Below are 20,459 nucleotides of genomic sequence, written 5' to 3'. Positions count from 1 at the left end.
GCCTTGACATGTTGGACCGATCGTTCCAAGATGAGGCCAATGGGTCGCTATGTCCAGTCTTTCCAGTAATGAGGCCAGTGAGGGAACAGTGCCCCGTATCGCGATCGCAGGAGCCACCGGGCGCGTCGGCACCGCATTGATTTCAGCTTTGCGCGACGACGACGTCGATATCGTGGCGCTGACCCGCAACGCCGATCCCGCCCGATTGCGAGAAGGCCTGTCTCTGGCGGCGGTGGATTTCGGTAAGCCGTCTTCCCTGTCGGACGCGCTGCGCGGTGCCGACCGGCTGTTTCTGGCGCATGGCACGTCGGCGCAGCAGGTGGAGAATGAGATCGCCCTGATCGATGCGGCGGTCGCAGCGGGCGTGTCGCACATCGTGAAGCTGTCGGTGATGGGTCCTGCATCGAGACTGCATCCCTTTGACTGGCACATGCAGATCGAGGCGCATCTCGCGCATCATGACATTGGCTACACGATCCTGCGCCCGTCTTCCTTCGTCGATATATTGGCGCGGGCAGCCGGTCCCGTCGCAGCGGGCACGTGGGGTGGCGCTGCCGGTAACGGCTGCGTCAATCTGATCGATACGCGCGATGTCGCGGACACGGCGCGTATCGCGCTGCTCGATACGAGTCATGCGGGATCCCAGCGCGCCTATCATCTGACTGGGCCTGCCGCGATCAGCATGCCGGAGGTTGCCTACGAACTTTCACATATCCTCGGCAGAAGTGTCACTTATCACCACCGCACGCCGGACGAGCAGCGCGCGGTTTTGACGGAGGCAGGGATAAGCGAGCTGGTTGCCGATGTCCTGCTCGGTATCGACCGATTGTTCAGGGAGTCAGTGCTGGCCGAAACCACGGCGACCTTCGAAGACCTGACCGGCAAGGCACCGCGATCGGTTGGCGCATGGCTGAGCGAGAACATCGCGGCCTTTCGGAAGGGCTGATTACCATGTGTCCGATGCGCCGCATGGGAGACTAATTGATTGCCGCGGGGCTGGTTGATCCAGCCCCGCGGTCATGTATGTCAGAGCGTGTCTGACATCAGGCGGCGTCACGGAAGCCGATAATGGCCTTGATTTCGAGGAATTCGCCGATGGCCATCGGCCCCCACTCACGCCCGTTGCCCGACTGCTTGTAGCCGCCGAATGGGGCAGCCAGATCCAGGCTGACGTTATTGAGGTAGACTTGCCCGGCACGCAGGCGGCGTGCGGTGGCTTCGGCCTCGTTCCGCTCGCCCTGAACATAGGCAGCAAGCCCATAGATCGTGTCATTGGCGATCCTCACAGCTTCCTCCTCGTCGGAATAAGCGATGATCACCAGCACCGGACCGAAGATTTCCTCACGCGCCACGGTCATGTCGTTGCGCACATTGGCAAGGACGGTGGGCCGTACGTAATAGCCTTTATCGAGACCATCGGGACGGCCCAGGCCACCGGTGACCAGCGTTGCGCCTTCGTCGAGCCCGGACTGGATAAGGCGCTGGATCTTGTTCCACTGCGCCTCCGACGCCACCGGCCCCATCTTTGCGTTGGAAGACGGGTCTCCGACCGACCAGGTTGCGGCGGCCGCACGGGCATAGTCGATCGCTTCGGCGAGTTGATCGACATGCACCAGCATGCGTGACGGCGCGCTGCACGACTGGCCGCTATTCAGCATCATCTGCGCCACGCCGCCTTCGACCGCTGAAGCAAGATCGGTGCTACGCAGGATGATATTTGGCGATTTTCCGCCCAGTTCCTGGTGCACCCGCTTGACGGTCAGGGCGCCGCTACGTGCGACCTCGATCCCGGCAGCGGTAGAACCGGTGAAGGACACGAGATCGACCTCCGGATGGCTGGTGAGGGCGTTGCCGACGACCTGGCCATTGCCATGCACAAGATTGAAGACACCCTTTGGCACGCCAGCCTCATGCAGGATCTCGGCCAGGATCGTGCCGGAGAAGGGCGCGATCTCGGAAGGCTTCAGCACCATGGTGCATCCAGCGGCCAGCGCCGGCGCGACCTTGGCGCCAATGAGGTTTAGCGGCCAATTCCACGGGGTAATCAGCGCGCAGACGCCGATGGGCTCGCGCACGACTTCGCTCGTGCCGAGCGGCTCATCGAAGCGGTAGGACGCAAGCGAAGCGCGCGCTATCTGAAAATGGGCGAGGCCAGAGGTGACCTGCAACTGCTCGGACAGCCATTGCGGGGCACCCATTTCCTCGGTCACGGCCAGCGCGAGGTCGCCCGCGCGCTTTTCATAAGCGGCGATGATCCGATCAAAAAGCGCGATGCGCTCCTCGACCGAGGTCTGCGAATAGGTCTCGAACGCCTTGCGAGCAGCGGTGACGGCTTTATCGACGTCGCTGACATCGCCCAAAGCGACCCGGCCGACGACGGTTTCGTCCGCCGGGTTGATGACGTCCACCACCGAGTCGCTTGCAGGCTGTACCCACGAACCGGCGATGTAGAATTGAAGATTGTCACGCATAGAAAAGCTCCATCAGTTGTTGATGGAGCTTTAGGTATAACTTGTAAACCTGGCGTCAATCAGGCACTTTGAAGTGCGCTGGTAGGGCCGGAGATACCAGACCGGCCATCCCAGCCTATGCAGCCGCTCTGGCTCGCTCGCCATCCTGCGGCATCTGTCGGCCATTCATCGCATCGAAGGCTTGCCTTGCAGCATCGACCTCTGGCAGCTTCTCCAGCGTCCATTCGTGCAGCGCCCGGAACGGCTGCTGCAAGGTGCGCCCCAGCGGCGTGATCTGATACTGCACCGCGACCGGCGAGAGCGAGATAACCTCGCGCGCGATCAGGCCGTTGCGCTCCATCCGGCGAAGGCTCTGGGTCAGCGCCTTCTGCGTGACGCCCTGCAGCCGGCGACGGATGGCGTTGAACCGCTGCGGCCCGTCGTCGAGCACGGCGATCACCATCATCGACCATTTGTCAGCAATCTGATCGAACAATGCCCGGCTTGGGCATTCGGACGAGAAGCAGAGGGGTTCGATTTCAAGCATGCTGGTTTCCTTCGATATACCAAGGCGACTTGAGGTGCCTGATTGACGCTAGGTCTACAAGATATACTTAAGTGCTTCATAGTTCGAAATGGAGTCAATGTCATGCCTCATCCCGATACCAGCAGCTTGTTCCGTCCTTTCTCTGTCCGGTCACTCGAATTGAAGAACCGCATCGTCATGGCGCCGATGACGCGCCTGTTCTCTCCGGAAGGCATTCCCGGATCAGATAGCGCCGCCTATTATCGCCGGCGGGCGCAAGGCCATGTTGGGCTGATCCTGTCGGAGGGGACGGTGGTCGACCGTCCGGCATCGCGCAACGATGCGGGTATCCCGTTGTTTCACGGTGATCAGGCGCTGGCCGGATGGAAGAATGTCATCGAGGCTGTCCATGATGCGGGGGGCCGCATGGGCCCGCAAATCTGGCACACTGGGGCGGCGCGCTACATCAATGGCTGGGAGCCAGACGCACCGGTCGAGAGCCCGTCCGGTCTCGATTCCCCGGGCGATCCGCGCGGCATCGCCATGAGCGAGGAAGACATCGCCGATACGGTCGTGGCCTTTGCCAAGGCGGCAGCGGACGCCAAGCGGCTCGGGTTCGACACGGTCGAGATCCACGGCGCCCACGGCTATCTCATCGATCAGTTCTTCTGGGCGGGCACCAATCAGCGCACCGACCGTTACGGCGGGCTGACGATCAAGGACCGTTCGCGCTTTGCGGTCGAAATCGTGGGCGCGGTGCGCGAAGCAGTGGGGCCTGATTTCCCGATCATCATGCGGGTCAGCCAGTGGAAGCAGCAGGATCTCACTGTACGCCTCGCCGCTACGCCGGCCGAAATGGAAAACTGGCTGCGGCCGCTGGTCGAGGCGGGCGTCGATGTCCTGCACGTCTCGCAGCGCCGCTTCTGGGAGCCGGAGTTCCCGGAGATCGACGGTGAGAACGGCCTCAATGGCGCGGGCTGGGCCAAGAAGGTCACGGGCGCCGCAACGATCGGCGTGGGGTCGGTGGGCCTCGACAACGACGTCACCAGCAGCGCCTTCGTTGGCAAGGATTCGACTTCGGCCAGTCTAGATCGTCTTGTCGAGCGCATGGAGCGGGACGAGTTCGACCTGATTGCTGTGGGCCGCGTGCTGCTGAGCGACCCACTATGGGCGGCAAAGGTGGAACAAGGCGATCATGCGGCCTTGAAGGGGTTCGATGCCGCTTCGCTCGCCGAACTGGTGTAATGCAGGCATGGCGGGCGGAGGTGAGCATCTCCGCCCGCTACAGCTTTGGCCACCATTCTCTGTGCGGATTCAAGCGTTCGTCGAGCTAGCAACGAATACCTGTGGTCTTAACGCAGCGTGGATTTCGCCGGAGGAGCGCCGCCCCTACCTGGCACGGCTGGACGCCTTCGCAAAATCCTGGGGCGTGACTACCTAGCCGTCGGGCGACGTACCGGCGCGGATATCGCGGGGCGGCGCGCCGTAGCGCTGCTTGATCGTGCGGGAGAAGTGCGCGACGCTCTGATACCCGCACTGAAAGGCGATCTCCTCTACACTCAGGCGGGTCTGGCGCAGCATCGAATGGCCGGACTCAGCGCGCTTGCGCCACAGGTACGCAATCGGCGTTTCGTCGAGGTGGCGCCGAAACAGCGCGATCAGGTATTTCGGATTGAGCTGCGCGACGGTCGCGAGGCGATCAAGATCCCACGTCTCGCCATAGCGCTCGTCGATGGCGTACCGAACGTCCCGAACGGCTTGGGGCAAAGCCTTTCTCGCATTTCCCATTTCGGACGCGCAGCGGATGTATTCGGCGAAGATCGCTGCTCCAAGCGCGTCGCGCACCATCGTGCGGCCATCGCTGGCCGCCTCGACCTGGGCCTGGCCGGCGCTTGCTTCGCCGATCGACTGGAGCAACGGTGTCGCCCCGCGGAACATCGCACTGAGACTCTCCACTATCGGCATCGTCGAAGGGAGGCCGCGCAGGAAGTTCCAGTCGGCCGCGCTCAGGCGATGCGGCGGAAAGTGGCACCACATCGTGCGGGTGCGCCTGCCGACTGCCGGGATGACTTCGAGTTCGCGCTCGTAGGTCTGGCACGTCAGCGCCGGTGCCTCGACCGTCCGCGGCCGGCCGTCCTCGACGAACAATACGGCCCCTTCCAGGATGATGGAGACTTCCGCGCGCCGGGCTCGGTAGGACGCGCGGTATGGGTCACCATCGCTATACCCTTCGTGGAAGGCGAACCTATTACGCTGGACGAACAGATCCATGACACTCCTCGCCGTTCATCAGGCCAGTCGGGGCGGAACCATGCGCATCGCGGACAGACATGCTTATTGTCCAGCCGTAAATCTCGAACGATCCGTTGCGAAGAATAGCGAGCCCCCCGACGCGGGATTTTTCGCGGGGCCGGAACCTGGGGCAAGTCGGATGACCCCTAGGCATTCTGCTGCTGGGTGTCGCCCGATAACATGGAAGGACAGGAATTTCACGAAGTGGGCCCCTAGGCATAAGAGGATTGCGATGTTTCATCTGGGTTGGTTTCTTTACGAAGCGGTGCAGGGATGGGGATCGGCCGAGTTCGACCCGAATTATGGCTGGGCCGACCCCCATCTCCACCAGGACATGGCGAAAAGGCTGGAGGAGGCCTGCTTCGATTTCATCCTCCTCGAAGACCTCAGCGCTATTCCCGATACCTACGGGGCAAGCCGCGAGGTGTATTTGCGCGAAGCTATCCACGCGCCCAAGTTCGACCCTGCTGTCATGGCCGGGCTGATGGCGGCAGCGACCTCGCGCATCGGCATCATTCCCACGCTGACCACCAGCTTCTACCCGCCGTTCCTGCTGGCACGTCAGGTGCAGACATTGGACCTGCTGACCGGCGGGCGTGTCGGCTGGAACGTGGTCACGTCGTCCAGCGAGCGGGCGGCTCTCAACTTCGGCATGGCCGGCCTGCCGGAACATGACGAGCGCTACGACATCGCCGACGAATACGTCCGGCTGTGCAAGCGCCTGTGGGACTCATGGGAGCCCGGAGCCGTCGTCGCGGACACGGCCAGCGGCGTGTTCGCCGACCATACCAAAGTGCACGAAGTGGACTTCTCCGGCGCCTACTATTCGGTGAAGGGGCCGCTGAACGTTCCACCCTCGCCGCAGGGAAGGCCCGTCCTTGCCCAGGCCGGCGCGTCCCCAAAGGGCCGCCGGTTCGCGGCGCGGCATGCTGATATCGTGCTCACGCCCGTCAACTATCCCCCCGCCATCAAGGCATTCCGTGATGAAATTCGGCGCCTCGCGGCGGAAGAAGGACGCGATCCCGAAGAGGTCAAAGTCATGGCTGTTGCGTTTCCCCATATCTGCCGCGACGAAGCCGAGGCCCGAGAAGTGCGCGCCGCCATGGCCGACATGCCCGCCAACAGGGTCGAGGCGTGGGTAGCCCAGATCAGTGCGATTACCGGCATCGACCTCGCAGTTTACGATCTCGACGAGCCGCTGCCCGCCGAAGTGAACACGAACGGCAGCCGCGGCACGCTCGACTGGCTGCGCAGCGGCGGCGCGACGATCCGGGAGATGGCGCTGCGCATGGCACGCCAGACGCCCGATACGCCCATGGTCGGCACCGCCGCGCAAGTGGCCGACGAGATGGCGGCCGTTATGGAAGAGGTCGGCGGCGACGGTTTCCTCATCGCCGGCCCGCTGACCCCCGCGATCGTCGGACGGATAGTCGACGATCTGGTGCCCGTGCTCCAGCAGCGCGGCCAGGTCCGTTCACGCTATGCCGGCACCACGCTGCGCAGCCATCTGGGAGAATTCTGATGGTGCGCGGATGGCTTGCCGCTGTGGTCCTGTCGCTCCTGGTTATCGCGCCGCGGCCCACCCTCGCTGCCGACGAGACAGGCGAAAGCGCCGACCGCGCCTTCATCATGGGATTGCCCAAGGCGGAACTGCACGTCCACCTCGAAGGGACGATGGAGCCTGAGCTTTACCTCGAAATGGCGCGGCGCAACGGCATCGCCACCCGCTACGCCACCCCGGAGGATGTGCGCTCCCGCCTGCGCGATGCGAACGATCTGAGCAGTTTCATCCAGATCTACGAGGAACTGGTCGGCGTCATGCAGACCGAGCGTGATTTCCACGACGTCGCTTTAGCCTATTTCCGCAAGGCCCGTTCACAGGGCGTCGTCCATGCGGAGGTCTACGTCGACCCTCAGCTCCATCAGGCACGCGGCGTCTCGCTGGCCACACTCTACGGGGGCCTTGCCCGCGCCCGCGAGGATGCCAGCCGCGAATTGGGACTGGACGCCCGCTTCATCCTCTCGTTCCTGCGCGACCGCCCAGCTGATCAGGCGGCGCAGGTTCTGGAAGAGAGCAGACCCTGGTTAGGTTCGCTGATAATCGGCGTCGGGCTTGACAATCCGGAGGTCGACGACTTTCCGGCGAAGTTCCAGGCCGTCTACGCGCGCGCCCGCGAGTTGGGCCTGCACCTCACCTCGCACTGCGATGTGGATCAGCCAAATACGGTGGCGCATCACTGGAGCGTCATCAAGCTGCTGGGGGTTGAAAGGATCGACCACGGCCTCAACGTTCTGAACGATCCAGCGCTCGTTGAAGAAGTGCGCCGTCGCAAGATCGGCCTGACTGGTGCCGCGACCCTGTTCTACGCGGACATTCCCGGTCGGATGGAATACCGGGCAGGCGCGATCGCCCGGCTGTTGGACAAAGGCTTGCTGGTCACGGTGAATTCCGATGATCCGGGAATGAAGCGCAGTCTCTACGTGGGTGATCTCATGTTACGCGTGCAACAGACCACCGGCATGGATCGCGCTCATCTGGCCCAGCTTGCTCGCAACAGCTTTGCCATCTCATGGATCGAGCCCGCCCAACGGCGCGCATACGCGCTTCGGCTAAAGCGCTATTTAAGGCAATCCGATCTCGATCTCGCCAAGAGGCCTGCAGGAGTGCGCTGATCCCCCCTCCACCGAGAATGTTAGGCTGCGGCGGTTCGAGAAGTTTTACGCTGAGGTCGCCATTTCGTACCGCCTTGCCGGCAAACACGTGAAATCAATTATGATCGATTGCGATGCAACCGATCATGTCCGTACCGGATCGGCGTATGCTGATCGAGGCCTGCTTGATCGCCGTTTGGGTTGCGCAGGTATCGGGCAATAGCGTGGAAACGGCGGTTCGCTACACCGCACGGCGTTATGCGGTGATCGGCGGCAAGATCGGATCATAGAGCGAAATCGGCGAGGTTAGCGGGGCAAGAAAGATTCGAACCTTTGCAGGGATTGAATGGAACCCGAGTAAAACTAGGCGGCCGTCTCTTCGATGGCTTTGGAAAGATGGCCATTCCAAGTTATCAATGCTTCTCGCTTTTCCGGCTTCCAATCATGGCGTTGGTAGATGCCTGCCACTCCAGATCGCGAGCCGCCGACGTGATTGAGAACCGCTTCGGTCACCTCAAACCGAACGCCCAATCTCTGGAACCCAGTTGCCAAACTTCGCCTGAGGTCGTGGAGGCGCCAAGGCGGCATCGGTGTGCCGCCATCCTTTGAAAGCAGCTTATCGAGCTTCGTCTTGCCCTTATGATAGGCCGTAAACGCGGCCCCAGTCGCCGTTGGAAAAACTCTGCCGCGAGTTGGCCACTTTTCGCGCCCGGCCACTTTGTCGAGTTCGGACACCGCGAGGTCATTGAGGGGTATGGTCGTCGGCTCGCCGTTCTTCGTCCGATCACCGGACAGCCGCATCTCACGTTCCGAACGGTCCAATTCATGCCAATGTAGACCACCGATCTCTTCTCGCCGCTGACCAGTAACGATAAGGAGCCGAACGATGGGGCCGAAGCACCGATGGCATTCGGCGGCCTGAATCCAGACCCTCGCCAACTCGCTGTCACTCAGCCAGCGCTCGCGAGCCTTAACCGCTTTCGGCGTTTCCATGCCCTCCATCGGGCTTCTGTCGATATCGCCGCGGCTCACCGCCCATCGGAACAGGCGCCTCAGCACGGCAAACACGTTGCGACGATTGGCGGCTTGGTCAGCCGGCATGCGATCGAACACGGCCACCACATCAATGCGCGTGATTGTCGGAAGCGCTTTGTCCCGCAAGACGGGCTTGACGTGTAGGTGAAGTGATCGAGTTACGAGCGTCGACCAACCTTTTCCTTTGCAGTCCGCCGCGAAACGGTCGGCGTAATTGGAAAAGGCAAGATCGACAGCCTCGCGCCGCCGCTGCTTGTCCGATTCGACGGGATCGATCCCTTGGGCGACGAGGCGGAGAAGTCTCGTCGCCTCCTCGCGCGCAGTGAAAGGCGTCCATGGCGAGCCATGACCGCCGATCGTGTAGCGACGCGTCTTCGCCTCGCGGCCACCCATCCGATACTGGACTACATAGGACGCAGAGCCGCCCGCGGTGATCTTCGCTCCGAACCCCTTCAGTTCGTCATCCCAAAGGAAGCCGGTAACAGCGCCTGCCTGGAGAGCGTCGAGGGTTCGCTTGGTGATTTTTCCGGTCGCCATGACGAACCTCATGTACCAAAAAAGTAATCACCGGGCAATCACCGGAACGGAAACGGGCGGCGGCAGGTGGCGGCGCGTTTCGGAATAACACACTGAAAAATAATCATTCTGTTCGGCAAGCTACTGATCTAAATCCGCCGGTAGCGGAAGTACCAGACCTCATGGCCCAGGCTGCGGGCCTTGGCCTCGTAGCGGGTCTGGGGCCAGCCGCCCGGCCGGGTGAGGAAATCCTGTGGCTCGCTGGCCAGCCAGTCGAAATCGGGATGGCCGTTCATCACCATCAGCGCCCAGCGCAGATAGACGGGATGATCGGTGCCGAAACGGAACTCGCCGCCGGGCTTGAGCTTCTTCGCGATCATGGCGACCGGGCCGGGGTTCATCATCCGGCGCTTGGCATGGCGCGCCTTGGGCCAGGGATCGGGATGGAGCAGATAGACGAAGCTGAGCGATCCGTCGGGGATGCGCGACAGCACATCGAGGGCATCGCCCATGTGCAGGCGGACATTGCCGAGCGCGCCGTCGCGGATATGGCCGAGCGCCTGGACCACGCCGTTGAGAAAGGGTTCACAGCCGATGAAGCCATGGTCGGGCAGCATGTCGGCGCGATAGGCCAGATGCTCGCCGCCGCCGAAGCCGATCTCGAAATGGAGCGGGCGGTCGTAGCCGAACAGGTCGGCTGCCGTGACCGGACCTTCTTCGGGCACCGATACGGCAGGCAGCAGCGTGTCGACCAGTTCCTGCTGCCCCTTGCGGAGCTTCGGCCCGGACTGGCGGCCATAGAGTCGGTTGAGGGTGGTCGGATCGCCCGATTTATGCGCGGTCATGCGCGCGCCGATAGCGGGCGCGGGGCGCGGGGGCAAGAGGAAGGGATATCTGCCCCCTCCCGCCCCGCATGCAGGCAGGGGACGGGAAGGGGGCAGCGTACGGGGATCATGGAATGCCGAACAGGGGAGAGCGGCAGGATGATCCCCGAGAGACGCGCCATGGCACGGCCCGAAGGCTGGGCGGGTGGTCAAGGCCCGACCGGCATCATCGGTGCGTCAGGTCACTTGCACTGGGTGAAGCGGCCTTTTGCGTCCTTGCACGGCCCCTTTTTGACGGGGGCCTTGAGGGCACATTTGACGAACTTGCCCTTTGCATCCTTGCATGGGGCCGCCAACGCAGGAGCGGCGCTGCCGGCCAGAAGAACAAGGCTGAAAAAGGCGGTTGCGATGGGTCGGGTCATGGCATCGCCTTATGTGGAGGGTGCCGGGCTCGACAGGGGTGCGAGCCCGACGCCCTCTTTATGGCGGCTTGGCAGGCGGGAGACCAATGAACTTTTCGTCATGTTCCGGCAAGGAAGGGGACCCAAGGAAAAGGGCGCCGGAGCCATGCTCCGACGCCCTTTTTTCATTGGGTCCGTGACCGTTGGATCAGGCCAGCTTCGCCTTGAGCGCGTCGACCAGGTCGGTTTTTTCCCAGGGGAAATAGTCGCCGTCGGGCGTGCGGCCGAAATGGCCGTAGGCGGCGGTCTTCTGGTAGATCGGCTTGTTGAGGCCCAGATGGGTGCGGATGCCCTTGGGGGTCAGGCGCACCAGCGTCGGCAGGACCGCTTCGATCGCCGAGGCTTCGACGGTGCCGGTGCCGTGCAGGTCGACATAGAGCGAGAGCGGCTCGGCAACGCCGATGGCGTAGCTGAGCTGGATCGTGCAGCGACGGGCGAGGCCGGCGGCAACGATGTTCTTGGCGAGATAACGGGTGATATAGGCGGCCGAACGGTCGACCTTCGTGGGGTCCTTGCCCGAGAAGGCGCCACCGCCATGGGGCGACGCGCCGCCATAGGTGTCGACGATGATCTTGCGGCCGGTGAGGCCGGCGTCGCCGTCGGGGCCGCCGATTTCGAACAGGCCGGTCGGGTTGACGTAGATGCTTTCGTCTTCGGGCAGCCAGCCTTCGGGCAGGACATCGGCCATCACGCCCTTGACGTAAGCGCGCAGCTCGGCGCGGCTGTCGTCATTGTCCATGCCGGCGGCATGCTGGGTCGAGACGACCAGCGCGGTCGCGCGGACCGGCTTTTCGTCGATATATTCGAGCGTCACCTGGCTCTTGGCGTCGGGTTCCAGGAAGGGCACGACCTTGGCGTGGCGGTCGGCGGCCATGCGCTCCAGGATCTTGTGCGAATAATAGAGGGTGGCGGGCATGAGATCGGGGGTTTCGTCCGACGCATAGCCGAACATGATGCCCTGGTCGCCGGCGCCTTCATCCTTGTTGCCGCTTTCATCGACGCCCTGCGCGATATGGGCCGACTGGCCGTGCAGGTTGTTCTCGAAGCGGAAGGTTTCCCAGTGGAAGCCGTCCTGCTCATAGCCGATGCGCTTCACGGTGGCGCGCACGGTTGCCTCAATCTCTTCCTTGGCGCCGGGCGCCCACTCGCCATTTTCATAGACGCCCTTGCAGCGGATTTCGCCGGCCAGGACGACCAGCTGGGTCGTGGTCAGGGTTTCGCACGCGATGCGGGCTTCGGGGTCCTTGGACAGGAACAGGTCGACGATCGAGTCGGAGATCTGGTCCGCGACCTTGTCGGGGTGGCCTTCGGAAACGGATTCCGAGGTGAAGAGAAATTGATTACGCATGAGACTCCCGTAAGACGCTTGCGGACGAAAGGATATAAAGAAAACTTTATGTCGTTATTAGCTTTTGCCTTTGCGCAAGGCAAGGGCTGCGCCGATCAGCAGCAGCATGAACGCAAAGGGCGCCCAGTTGCCGATCCGCGCGAACAGCGTGGCGGGCAGCGGCGGTGGCAGGCGGCTGTCGAGATAGCCGGCACGATGGCTGGCAAGCGCGTGCAGCACATGGCCGCGCGCATCGACGATGGCGGACACGCCGGTGGGCGTGGCGCGAATGATCGGCAGCCCTTCTTCGAGTGCGCGCAGCCGGGCCTGGGCCAGGTGCTGGACCGGCCCCCAGCTGCCGAACCAGGCGTCGTTGGAGGGGTTGAACAGGAAATCCGGGCGATGGGCGCGATCGACCACCTGGCCTGAGAAGATGATCTCGTAACAGATCTGTACCCCCATCTTGAGATTGGGGCGACCAAGGGTGGCGGGCAGGGTCAGGCTCTGCGGGCCGGGGCCGGGCCAGAAATCGACATCGCCCGGCACCAGCCGTGACAGGCCGATCGGCTGGAGGATATTCCGCATCGGCAGATATTCGCCATAGGGGACGAGGTGAGCCTTGTCGTAACGGGCCGCGAGCTGGGCATCGGGGGTGACCACGAACAGGCTGTTGTTGGCGCCGGCCAGTTCGGTCGTGCCATAAGGCCCCTTGTCCTTGAAATAGACCTTGGTCGCGCCGGTCATCAGCAGGTCGCCCGGCCCCATCAGGTCCGCCAGGCGCCAGCGCCATGCGGGTTCCATGTCGAGATAGGCGGGGATCGCGGCCTCGGGCCAGAAGATCAGGCGCGGCGCGGGGCGCGGCTTGCCCGACAGGGTGGCGAGGGTACGGAAATGCGCCTGTTCGAGCTCAGCCGAATATTTCTCGTCCTGGCCGATATTGGGCTGGACCACGCGGATCAGCGGCGCGCCGGCAGGGGCCACCGGGGCCGGCGAGAACTGGCCCCAGAGCGCGAGGGCGACGAGCGGCACGGCGATCGCGGCGGTGGGGCGGAACTGACGGCGCGCGGCCAGCAGGCAGGCGCCGGCGGCGAGCAGCACCAACGCACCCAGGCCATAGGTGCCGACCAGGGTCGCGGCGATCGCAGCGCCGGTCGGCAGCAGGGTGACGCCGATCGGGTTCCAGGCAAAGCCGGTGAAGAGGGTGGCGCGCACATATTCGCTGGCGATCCAGCAGGCGGCGAACAGCAGCAGGAAGGCGGTGCCGCGCAAGGCAAAGCGGCGCCCCGCCCACCATGCAGCGAGCGTGGCGAGGCCGGGATAGATGGCGAGATAGAGGGAAAGCAGGACGACCGCGCCATAGCCGAACCAGTGCGGCATCGCGTCCTGATAGGTGAAGGCGTGAGCGATCCAGTTGAGGCCCAGGGTGAAATGGCCGACGCCGAACAGCCAGCCCCGGCTGAAGGCGGCGCGGCGATCAGGCGCGCGCTCGACCAGCAGGATCAGCAGCGCGAGGCAGGCGATCGTGACTGGCCAGAGCTTCAGCGGCTCGAAACCGGTCGCCGAGACAAAGCCGGCAAGCAGGGCGGCAAGCCGGGGATGACGCGCGAGCAGGGCGTTCATGGACGGATCAGGAGACGCTGGACAGGGTGGCGTTGGAGCAGCGATCGCTCTTCTGCCCGCCGCCCGACAGCATCGACGCCGCAATGAAGCCGCCGACCACCAGCACCAGGAACAGCGCCGATAGCGGGGCCAGATATTTCTCGATGAACGCCTTGATCGGGCGGCCGAATTTCCAAAACAGGAAGCCCACGATCATGAACTGGAAGGCGCGGGACAGGATGCTGGCCCACAGGAAGGTGAAGAGCGGCAGGCCGATGAAGCCGGCCGTGATGGTGATCAGCTTGAACGGGATCGGCGTCGCGCCCTTGATCAGGATGATTTCCGCGCCATAGTCGCGCAGATAGCAGGCGGCGACCGGGAATTTCGCCGACAGGCCCAGCAGGTGCAATATCTGCGCGCCGACCGCCTGGTAGAGGAAATGGCCGATGCCATAGCCCAGCAGGCCGCCCAGCACCGAGGCAATGGTGCAGATGAGGCCATAGCGGATCGCCCGTTCCGGCCGGGCCAGGCACATGAGGCCGAGCAGCGGATGCGGCGGGATCGGGAAGAAGCTCGATTCCATGAAGGAAAAGGCGAACAGCCAGCGTTCGGCGTGCGGGTGGGCGGCCTTGGCCAGCATCCACTGATAGAGCTTGGTGAGCATCGTTGGCGGGCCTAGCTGAGTTGAACCGGAGCCGCCAGCGCTTTTGCCAGGACGACCATTTCGAGCGGCGGATCGAGCGGAATGGGGAAGGGGCGCTTCTCGTCGGTCAGTAGGTAGCCGCGCCGCTGATAATAAGCGATCAGTTCGGGCCGCTGGTCGATCACCGTCATTTCGATCTGCGTGGCGCCGAAGTCGCGGGCGGCCTGATCCTCGGCGGCGGCGATCATGCGGCGGCCAAGGCCACCGGCCTGCAATTGCGGATCGATGCAGAGCAGGCCGAGATAGGCGACGCCATCATCGCGCTTGCTGATCTGGACGCAGCCGATCGGCACGCCCTTGTCGTCGATCGCCACCAGCAGCCGCTCGGTCGGGCTGGCCAGGATCGCCTCCAGCGTCTCGATATCGGTACGGGCATCGGTCAGCAGGTCGGATTCAAAGGTCCAGCCGGCGCGGGCCTCGTCGCCGCGATAGGCGCGTTCGATCACGCGATGGAGCAGGGGCAGGTCGGCGGGGGCGGCGAGGCAGATATCCATGGACAGGGCCTTTAGCGGGGCGGCGATGGCTGCAACAGCCCCGATCGGACCGATATCGTCATGCTTGATCCGATGGGGCCGGGCGCCCTAGGATCGGCGCAACGAGGAGAGAGACATGCAGGATATGGGCGAGGGTAGCTGTCCCTTCAGCTTCAACATGGACCCGGCGACCTTCAAGGTCGGCGATTCGGTCAGCTATCGCGTGACCGGCAGCCTGGAAGGCTTTCCCTTCGCAGGGGTGCTGCTGGAAGTGCATGACGACCATGTCGTGCTGACCTCCGATGTCGACGACAAGGCCAGCCGCATGCGCGCGACCCGCGAGAGCCGGCCGGTGGTGCGCGAAGAGGATGTCTGCTGACGCGCGACATCTGGCCGAGCTTCCCACCACATTACCGATTTGTCAGCCGCCACGGCGTTGACTGTGCGGTGCCGTCTGGGCATGACGCGCAACGCATAGAGACCGGTCGGCACGCTTGATATTTTCTAATATTCCTTGGGACAAGCTGCGGCAACGGGCCGGAGGGCTGGCGTTCGCGCTGGTGCTGAACGCGATCCTGCTGCTGGCGCTGCTGACGATGGCGCCGCACATGGAGCCGAAGCGGGTCGAGGATCGCAATCCGGTCAGTTTCGACATGGAGCCGGCGAAGCAGGCGAACAAGGAAAAGTCCAAGGCGCAGAAGGCCGAAAAGCGCGAGCGCGACACGGCGGCGCCCAAGAAGCAGAGCGAGGCCGTGGTGCGCCCGCCCAAGCCGGTCGAGACCCCGACCGTGCAGCCGCCATCGCCCTTTCCCTTCATCACGCTCGACAGCCGGCAGATGGCGGCGGCCGACATCGGCAAGATGGAAAAGAAGACGGCGGGCGTCGGCGACAGCGGCACCGGCAATGCCAAGGCGGTGGCCGGGCCGGGCGAAGGGCCGGGCGGGGTGCAGCTGTTCGAGGCGGAATGGTATCGCCGGCCGACCCATGCCGAACTGTCATCCTATCTGCCCGGCAATGCCCCGGCCCAGGGCTATGGCCTGGTCGCGTGCAAGACGATCGACCATTATCATGTCGAAAATTGCCAGACGATCAGCGAATATCCGATGGGATCGGGCTTTGCCCGCGCCGTGCGGCTGGCGGCCTGGCAATTCCTGGTGCGGCCGCCGCGCATCGACGGCAAGCCGCAGGTCGGTGCCTGGGTCCGCATCCGCATCGATTATACCCGCACCGTCGTCGGCGCGGGCAATGCGGATGATGGCGGGCAATAGGCTGGCTGGGGAAGCGGCCCTCTATCGGGGCAATGCCACGTCCAAACCCAGCGTCCTGGCAAGCATGAAGGTGACGAACAGCAGGCCCAGGAGCGACAGCACCAAGACCGCCCCTATCTTGCCGACAGCGCTTAGCACCTCTTTCTTCTGTGTCTTCTTATCCTGATCATAATGCCACTTGACGGCGAAGAACATGCCCGCCCCGATGACCACGATCTTGAATGTTATGAAAACAACTGGAAACCAATCCATTGCTTTTAATAAGCCCTGTATAATGATGAAATGATTATTCTGCTATTATTGCCGTAGCGCCAGAAGGTGGCGGTGGGAATTGGACATAATGCCCGTCCTGGACAAGGATTGTCGGGATGACAGGGGCGGCGCGCATGGGAGGATCGATGATGGTCCGTTTCCTGTCCGTCGGATCATGGCGAATGCCCGCATTCCGTCCGGGCAGGACAATCGGTCCGGCTTGATCCCCCTGGAGCGGCGGCCTACACCCGCGCCATGACACTTGCTTCCTATCCGGCGCTGCGCATGCGCCGTACCCGTGCCACCGCCTGGAGCCGGGCGATGCATGCCGAAAACCGCCTGTCGCCCAGCGATTTCATCTGGCCCCTGTTCGTGACCGAAGGGGAGGGTGTCGAAGAGCCGATCGCCGCGCTGCCCGGCGTGTCGCGCTGGTCGGTCGACCTGATGGTGGCCCGCGCGAAAGAGGCGCGCGACGCCGGCATTCCCTGCCTGGCGCTGTTCCCCAATACCCAGGCCGACCGGCGCAGCGACGATGGCGCCGAGGCGCTGAACCCCGACAATCTGATGTGCCGGGCGATCCGCGCGATCAAGGATGCGGTGCCCGACATCGGCGTACTGACCGACGTCGCGCTCGACCCCTATACCGCCCATGGCCAGGACGGGCTGCTCGACGAGACCGGCTATGTGATCAATGACGCGACGATCGACATGCTGATCGGCCAGTCGCTCAACCAGGCGGCGGCGGGCGCCGATATCATCGCGCCGAGCGACATGATGGATGGCCGGATCGGCGCGATCCGCGAGGCGCTGGAGGAAACCGGCCACGCCAATGTCCAGATCATGGCCTATGCCGCCAAATATGCCAGCGCCTTCTATGGCCCGTTCCGCGACGCGGTCGGCTCGCGCGGGCTGCTGAAGGGCGACAAGAAAAATTACCAGATGGACCCCGCCAATGGCGAGGAAGCGCTGCGCGAGGTCGCGCTCGACCTGGCCGAGGGCGCGGACAGCGTGATGGTGAAGCCTGGCCTGCCCTATCTGGATATCGTTGCGCGGGTGCGCGACCGTTTCTCCGTGCCTGTCTTCGCCTATCAGGTGTCGGGCGAATATGCGATGATCGAACATGGCGCCGCCGCCGGCTCGGGCGATCGCGACGCGCTGATTCTGGAGACGCTGATGGCGTTCAAGCGGGCGGGCTGTTCGGGCGTGCTGACCTATCATGCGCTGCATGCGGCGCGGCTGCTGAATGGCTGATTTGCCCATCACGACGGATCGATTGATCCTGCGCGCATGGTGCAAGGGAAATGTCGTTCCGTTGATGGCTGCGGTGAATACGCTGATAACAATGGCTTATCTGGGCGGTCCCCAGCCTCGATCCTATTTTGTCCGTCTGTGGCTGAGCATGGCGCGTCATCAGGAGGCCGATGGCTGTTGCTTCTGGATCATCGAACGCAGGAGTGATGGCGCAATACTGGGCTATTTGGGGGTCAAGCGGGGCGGCCCGGTCGGGACGCCGATAGCGGACAAGCTGATACTCGGCTGGCTGTTGGGCGAAGATTTTCGTGGACAGGGCCTGGTCGAAGAGGCGGCATGGGCCGCGATCCGCTGGGCAAGAAAGCATTTTCCCGGGGAAAAAATCTTCGCTTGTACGGTGCCGGGCAATGAACCGTCGGACAAGTTGGTCATGGCGTTGCGAATGCGCCGGCGACCGGAACTGGACTATGGCGAAGCCGGCAGAGCCCTGGGCGACCCATTGGCGCGGCATATCGTCTATGAGGTGGATTGCTGGGCATAATGTCCCGGCTGCCTTCTGCGTGGACAGCGTGACGGCGCTGCGCCATGATCGGCCGGCTGAGGGAGGGCGAGGCAGATCATGATCGGAACGCGGCCGCGCTATGTCCTGACGATCTGCGCGGGCTCGTTCCTCCTGTTCCTTGTCCAGCCGATGATCGCGCGGATGGCGTTGCCCCGGCTGGGCGGCGCGCCGGCGGTGTGGAATTCGGCGATGCTGCTGTTCCAGGCGCTGCTGCTCGCCGGCTATGCCTATGCCCATTGGCTGGGGCGCTTTCCCGCGCGGCGGCAGGCGCTGATCCATCTCGGCCTGTTCCTGCTGTCGGCGATCTTCCTGCCGATCGGGCTGTGCGCGGGGACGCCACCCGCGCATGTCGATCCGGCGTTGTGGGTGCCCTGGTTGCTGGGCCTGTCGATCGGGCCGCTTTTCTTCGTCGTCGCGGCGCAGGCACCGCTGCTGCAGCGCTGGTTCACCGCCACCGGGGCGGGCGATCCCTATCCGCTCTATGCCGCGTCGAACCTGGGCAGCTTTGCGGGGTTGATCGCCTATCCGCTGCTGGTCGAACCCGTGTTCAGCCTGAAGGCGCAGAGCATCGGCTGGTCGCTGGGCTACAGCCTGCTCTTCTTCCTTGTCTATCTGAGCGCCCGATGCCTGCCGTCGACCGATGCGCTGCTGGCGCAGGAAGCGGCCGAAGCCGGGCCGCCACCCGACGGACCGACCATGCTGCACTGGATGGCGCTGGCGGCGGTGCCGTCGGGGCTGATGCTGGCGACCAGCCTCTATCTCACCACCGACATCGTCGCCATGCCCCTCTTGTGGGTGCTGCCGCTGGGTCTTTACCTGTTGAGCTTCTCGATTGCCTTTGCCGCGCGGCGCGGAACGGTGCGGGGGATGACGCTGATCGCCCCCCTGCTGTTGCTGGCCGGGGCCGGCTGTGCCTTTCCGAACGGGGTCCGCTTGCCGCTGATCCTGTCGATCGGCCTATTGGCGCTGCTGTTCGTGGTGGCGATCGTGCTGCACGGGCATCTGTACGACCGGCGACCAAGCCCGGCCTATCTGACCCGCTTCTATCTGATCCTGTCCTTTGGCGGCATGCTGGGCGGGCTGTTCTGCGCGCTGGTCGCGCCGCTGATCTTCAACTGGACCTTTGAATATCCGATCCTGCTGGCGGGGGCTGCGCTGTTGCTGCCGCGACGTGAACCCTTGTTGCAGGGCGGGCGACAGCTATGGGCCGATCCCGGGCGGCGGGTCTGGGTGGCGGGGCTGATGCTGGCCGCGGGGCTGGTCCTCTCACTGCTGGGCGCGGGCGCGCTGACCCCGACGCCGGGCAATCTGGTCAAGGCGGCCTGCTTCGTGACGATCGGTGCGATGGCGGTGCTGGCGGTCGGCCAGCGCTTCGCCTTTGCCGGCCTGTCCGTCTATCTGATGCTGTGCCTGGGGGGGTGGGACAAGCTGGCCCAGGCGGTGACGCCCGACATGCTAACGCGCAGCTATTTCGGCGTCTATGGCGTGACCAACAGGGGGCCGGACCAGCGCATCCTGTTCCATGGCACGACGCTGCACGGGGTGCAGAATCTGCGGCCCGGGCATGAGCGCGATCCGACCAGCTATTATGCGCCCGAGTCCGGCATCGGCCTGGTGCTGAACCATGCGCCCGACCTGTTCGGGCCGCAGGCGCGGATCGACCTGGTCGGGCTGGGGGCCGGGACATTGGCCTGCTACAAGCAGCCGGGCCAAGTCTGGCGCTTCTATGAAATCGACCCCGACATGGTGGCGATCGCCCGCAATCCGCGCGACTTCACCTTCCTCTCGCGCTGCCAGCCGAATGCCGAGATCGCGCTGGGCGACGCGCGCATGGTGCTGGCGGGCGAGGCGGCCGATGGCGCCGACATATTGGTAATCGACGCCTTTTCCTCCGACAGCATCCCGATGCACCTGCTCACGCGCGAGGCGATGGCGATCTATGGCCGGCGGCTGGCGCCCGACGGGGTGCTGATGATCCATATCTCCAACCGCTATCTCGACCTGCGGCCGGTGATCGCGGCGGCCGCGCGCGATGGCGGCTGGCAGGCGCGGCTTCGCGACTATCGCCCCGACCGGCGCGATCTGGCGCGGCTGTTCACCGGATCGGTCTGGGTCGCCCTGTCGCGCGATCCGAGCCAGATCGCCCGGCTGGAGCGGCTGAGCGGGCCGGGGCGCTGGACGGAACTGCGCGCGCGGCCGGGCTTTTCCTCCTGGACCGACGACCATGCCAGCATCCTGTCGATCCTGAAATTCAAGCTGTAGAAAGAG

Annotated in this window: 20 protein-coding genes; 10 read left to right on the top strand and 10 right to left on the bottom strand. The window is 64.1% G+C overall.

Annotated features, from left to right (window positions below; genetic code table 11):
* Positions 1-49 precede the first annotated feature (49 nt).
* Positions 50-946 carry an NAD(P)H-binding protein gene (locus PMI04_RS14435; protein WP_037485685.1) on the top strand — a complete coding sequence of 299 codons (897 nt, stop codon included), beginning with the start codon at positions 50-52 and terminating at the stop codon, positions 944-946.
* A gap of 97 nt (positions 947-1,043) precedes the next feature.
* On the opposite strand, the gene PMI04_RS14430 is transcribed toward PMI04_RS14435, so the two are convergent.
* Together PMI04_RS14430 and PMI04_RS14425 are read right to left on the bottom strand one after the other, a co-directional pair.
* On the bottom strand, positions 1,044-2,471 hold the full coding sequence (locus PMI04_RS14430; protein ID WP_007706943.1) for an aldehyde dehydrogenase family protein: 1,428 nt from the start codon (positions 2,469-2,471) through the stop codon (positions 1,044-1,046).
* A 115-nt stretch (positions 2,472-2,586) separates the two neighbouring features.
* Positions 2,587-2,997, bottom strand: a complete 411-nt coding sequence (locus PMI04_RS14425; RefSeq protein ID WP_007706940.1) for a helix-turn-helix domain-containing protein — start codon at positions 2,995-2,997, stop codon at positions 2,587-2,589.
* A 102-nt stretch (positions 2,998-3,099) separates the two neighbouring features.
* Here PMI04_RS14425 and PMI04_RS14420 point away from each other — a divergent pair, with 102 nt between their 5' ends.
* Positions 3,100-4,221, top strand: a complete 1,122-nt coding sequence (locus tag PMI04_RS14420) for an NADH:flavin oxidoreductase (protein ID WP_007706934.1) — start codon at positions 3,100-3,102, stop codon at positions 4,219-4,221.
* Between the two features lie 192 nt (positions 4,222-4,413).
* Here the strand turns inward: PMI04_RS14420 and PMI04_RS14415 are convergent, their stop codons facing one another.
* Positions 4,414-5,247: an AraC family transcriptional regulator gene (locus PMI04_RS14415; protein WP_007706932.1), complete on the bottom strand. Its 834-nt coding sequence runs from the start codon at positions 5,245-5,247 to the stop codon at positions 4,414-4,416.
* Between the two features lie 253 nt (positions 5,248-5,500).
* On the opposite strand from PMI04_RS14415, the gene PMI04_RS14410 reads away from it, so the two are divergent.
* The 3 genes from PMI04_RS14410 (at position 5,501) to PMI04_RS14400 (ending at position 8,210) form a co-directional block, all read left to right on the top strand.
* A complete protein-coding gene (locus tag PMI04_RS14410) occupies positions 5,501-6,790 on the top strand; it encodes an NtaA/DmoA family FMN-dependent monooxygenase (protein ID WP_007706931.1) in 1,290 nt (429 codons plus the stop codon).
* The gene (gene add, locus PMI04_RS14405; RefSeq protein WP_007706930.1) at positions 6,790-7,941 is read left to right on the top strand and encodes an adenosine deaminase; all 1,152 of its coding nucleotides are present in this window, start codon (positions 6,790-6,792) and stop codon (positions 7,939-7,941) included. Before PMI04_RS14410 ends, add begins: the two co-directional genes overlap by 1 nt.
* Before the next feature lie 125 nt (positions 7,942-8,066).
* Positions 8,067-8,210: a hypothetical protein gene (locus PMI04_RS14400; RefSeq protein ID WP_157178090.1), complete on the top strand. Its 144-nt coding sequence runs from the start codon at positions 8,067-8,069 to the stop codon at positions 8,208-8,210.
* A 73-nt stretch (positions 8,211-8,283) separates the two neighbouring features.
* On the opposite strand, the gene PMI04_RS14395 is transcribed toward PMI04_RS14400, so the two are convergent.
* From PMI04_RS14395 to PMI04_RS14370, 6 genes are all read right to left on the bottom strand, one after another.
* A complete protein-coding gene (locus PMI04_RS14395; protein ID WP_007706928.1) occupies positions 8,284-9,492 on the bottom strand; it encodes an integrase family protein in 1,209 nt (402 codons plus the stop codon).
* Between the two features lie 128 nt (positions 9,493-9,620).
* Positions 9,621-10,316: a tRNA (guanine(46)-N(7))-methyltransferase TrmB gene (locus PMI04_RS14390; RefSeq protein ID WP_007706927.1), complete on the bottom strand. Its 696-nt coding sequence runs from the start codon at positions 10,314-10,316 to the stop codon at positions 9,621-9,623.
* Between the two features lie 588 nt (positions 10,317-10,904).
* Positions 10,905-12,104 (bottom strand): methionine adenosyltransferase, encoded by a 1,200-nt coding sequence (metK, locus tag PMI04_RS14385; RefSeq protein ID WP_007706922.1) that lies wholly within the window; start codon positions 12,102-12,104, stop codon positions 10,905-10,907.
* Between the two features lie 57 nt (positions 12,105-12,161).
* The gene (gene lnt / locus PMI04_RS14380) at positions 12,162-13,703 is read right to left on the bottom strand and encodes an apolipoprotein N-acyltransferase (RefSeq protein ID WP_007706918.1); all 1,542 of its coding nucleotides are present in this window, start codon (positions 13,701-13,703) and stop codon (positions 12,162-12,164) included.
* A 7-nt stretch (positions 13,704-13,710) separates the two neighbouring features.
* Positions 13,711-14,346 carry a DedA family protein gene (locus PMI04_RS14375; RefSeq protein ID WP_007706917.1) on the bottom strand — a complete coding sequence of 212 codons (636 nt, stop codon included), beginning with the start codon at positions 14,344-14,346 and terminating at the stop codon, positions 13,711-13,713.
* Positions 14,347-14,357: 11 nt separating this feature from the next.
* Positions 14,358-14,879: a GNAT family N-acetyltransferase gene (locus PMI04_RS14370; protein ID WP_007706916.1), complete on the bottom strand. Its 522-nt coding sequence runs from the start codon at positions 14,877-14,879 to the stop codon at positions 14,358-14,360.
* Between the two features lie 115 nt (positions 14,880-14,994).
* Here PMI04_RS14370 and PMI04_RS14365 point away from each other — a divergent pair, with 115 nt between their 5' ends.
* Positions 14,995-15,237, top strand: coding sequence for a hypothetical protein (locus PMI04_RS14365; protein WP_007706915.1), 243 nt, complete (start codon positions 14,995-14,997; stop codon positions 15,235-15,237).
* Between the two features lie 115 nt (positions 15,238-15,352).
* Positions 15,353-16,126, top strand: a complete 774-nt coding sequence (locus tag PMI04_RS14360; RefSeq protein ID WP_007706914.1) for a hypothetical protein — start codon at positions 15,353-15,355, stop codon at positions 16,124-16,126.
* A gap of 21 nt (positions 16,127-16,147) precedes the next feature.
* Here PMI04_RS14360 and PMI04_RS14355 read toward each other — a convergent pair whose 3' ends face one another.
* Positions 16,148-16,378, bottom strand: a complete 231-nt coding sequence (locus tag PMI04_RS14355; protein WP_007706913.1) for a hypothetical protein — start codon at positions 16,376-16,378, stop codon at positions 16,148-16,150.
* Positions 16,379-16,633: 255 nt separating this feature from the next.
* Between PMI04_RS14355 and hemB the strand changes: the two genes are divergently transcribed.
* The 3 genes from hemB (at position 16,634) to PMI04_RS14340 (ending at position 20,453) form a co-directional block, all read left to right on the top strand.
* Positions 16,634-17,629, top strand: coding sequence for a porphobilinogen synthase (gene hemB, locus PMI04_RS14350; protein WP_037485677.1), 996 nt, complete (start codon positions 16,634-16,636; stop codon positions 17,627-17,629).
* On the top strand, positions 17,622-18,170 hold the full coding sequence (locus tag PMI04_RS14345) for a GNAT family N-acetyltransferase (protein WP_037485675.1): 549 nt from the start codon (positions 17,622-17,624) through the stop codon (positions 18,168-18,170). The genes hemB and PMI04_RS14345 overlap by 8 nt, the downstream gene beginning before the upstream one ends.
* 78 nt (positions 18,171-18,248) lie before the next feature.
* Positions 18,249-20,453, top strand: coding sequence for a fused MFS/spermidine synthase (locus tag PMI04_RS14340; protein ID WP_007706895.1), 2,205 nt, complete (start codon positions 18,249-18,251; stop codon positions 20,451-20,453).
* Positions 20,454-20,459: the final 6 nt, after the last annotated feature.

This window comes from Sphingobium sp. AP49 (assembly GCF_000281715.2).
GTDB lineage: Bacteria > Pseudomonadota > Alphaproteobacteria > Sphingomonadales > Sphingomonadaceae > Sphingobium.
Note: the sequence above shows the minus strand (reverse complement) of the source record. Positions and strands in the feature narration are given on the sequence as shown.

What these genes read in the sequence shown, in the direction of transcription:
- PMI04_RS14435 (WP_037485685.1), top strand. Translation starts at nt 50, where the DNA reads ATGTCCAGTCTTTCCAGTAATGAGGCCAGTGAGGGAACAGTGCCCCGT.
- PMI04_RS14430 (WP_007706943.1), bottom strand. Translation starts at nt 2,471, where the DNA reads ATGCGTGACAATCTTCAATTCTACATCGCCGGTTCGTGGGTACAGCCT.
- PMI04_RS14425 (WP_007706940.1), bottom strand. Translation starts at nt 2,997, where the DNA reads ATGCTTGAAATCGAACCCCTCTGCTTCTCGTCCGAATGCCCAAGCCGG.
- PMI04_RS14420 (WP_007706934.1), top strand. Translation starts at nt 3,100, where the DNA reads ATGCCTCATCCCGATACCAGCAGCTTGTTCCGTCCTTTCTCTGTCCGG.
- PMI04_RS14415 (WP_007706932.1), bottom strand. Translation starts at nt 5,247, where the DNA reads ATGGATCTGTTCGTCCAGCGTAATAGGTTCGCCTTCCACGAAGGGTAT.
- PMI04_RS14410 (WP_007706931.1), top strand. Translation starts at nt 5,501, where the DNA reads ATGTTTCATCTGGGTTGGTTTCTTTACGAAGCGGTGCAGGGATGGGGA.
- add (WP_007706930.1), top strand. Translation starts at nt 6,790, where the DNA reads ATGGTGCGCGGATGGCTTGCCGCTGTGGTCCTGTCGCTCCTGGTTATC.
- PMI04_RS14400 (WP_157178090.1), top strand. Translation starts at nt 8,067, where the DNA reads ATGTCCGTACCGGATCGGCGTATGCTGATCGAGGCCTGCTTGATCGCC.
- PMI04_RS14395 (WP_007706928.1), bottom strand. Translation starts at nt 9,492, where the DNA reads ATGGCGACCGGAAAAATCACCAAGCGAACCCTCGACGCTCTCCAGGCA.
- PMI04_RS14390 (WP_007706927.1), bottom strand. Translation starts at nt 10,316, where the DNA reads ATGACCGCGCATAAATCGGGCGATCCGACCACCCTCAACCGACTCTAT.
- metK (WP_007706922.1), bottom strand. Translation starts at nt 12,104, where the DNA reads ATGCGTAATCAATTTCTCTTCACCTCGGAATCCGTTTCCGAAGGCCAC.
- lnt (WP_007706918.1), bottom strand. Translation starts at nt 13,703, where the DNA reads ATGAACGCCCTGCTCGCGCGTCATCCCCGGCTTGCCGCCCTGCTTGCC.
- PMI04_RS14375 (WP_007706917.1), bottom strand. Translation starts at nt 14,346, where the DNA reads ATGCTCACCAAGCTCTATCAGTGGATGCTGGCCAAGGCCGCCCACCCG.
- PMI04_RS14370 (WP_007706916.1), bottom strand. Translation starts at nt 14,879, where the DNA reads ATGGATATCTGCCTCGCCGCCCCCGCCGACCTGCCCCTGCTCCATCGC.
- PMI04_RS14365 (WP_007706915.1), top strand. Translation starts at nt 14,995, where the DNA reads ATGCAGGATATGGGCGAGGGTAGCTGTCCCTTCAGCTTCAACATGGAC.
- PMI04_RS14355 (WP_007706913.1), bottom strand. Translation starts at nt 16,378, where the DNA reads ATGGATTGGTTTCCAGTTGTTTTCATAACATTCAAGATCGTGGTCATC.
- hemB (WP_037485677.1), top strand. Translation starts at nt 16,634, where the DNA reads ATGACACTTGCTTCCTATCCGGCGCTGCGCATGCGCCGTACCCGTGCC.
- PMI04_RS14345 (WP_037485675.1), top strand. Translation starts at nt 17,622, where the DNA reads ATGGCTGATTTGCCCATCACGACGGATCGATTGATCCTGCGCGCATGG.
- PMI04_RS14340 (WP_007706895.1), top strand. Translation starts at nt 18,249, where the DNA reads ATGATCGGAACGCGGCCGCGCTATGTCCTGACGATCTGCGCGGGCTCG.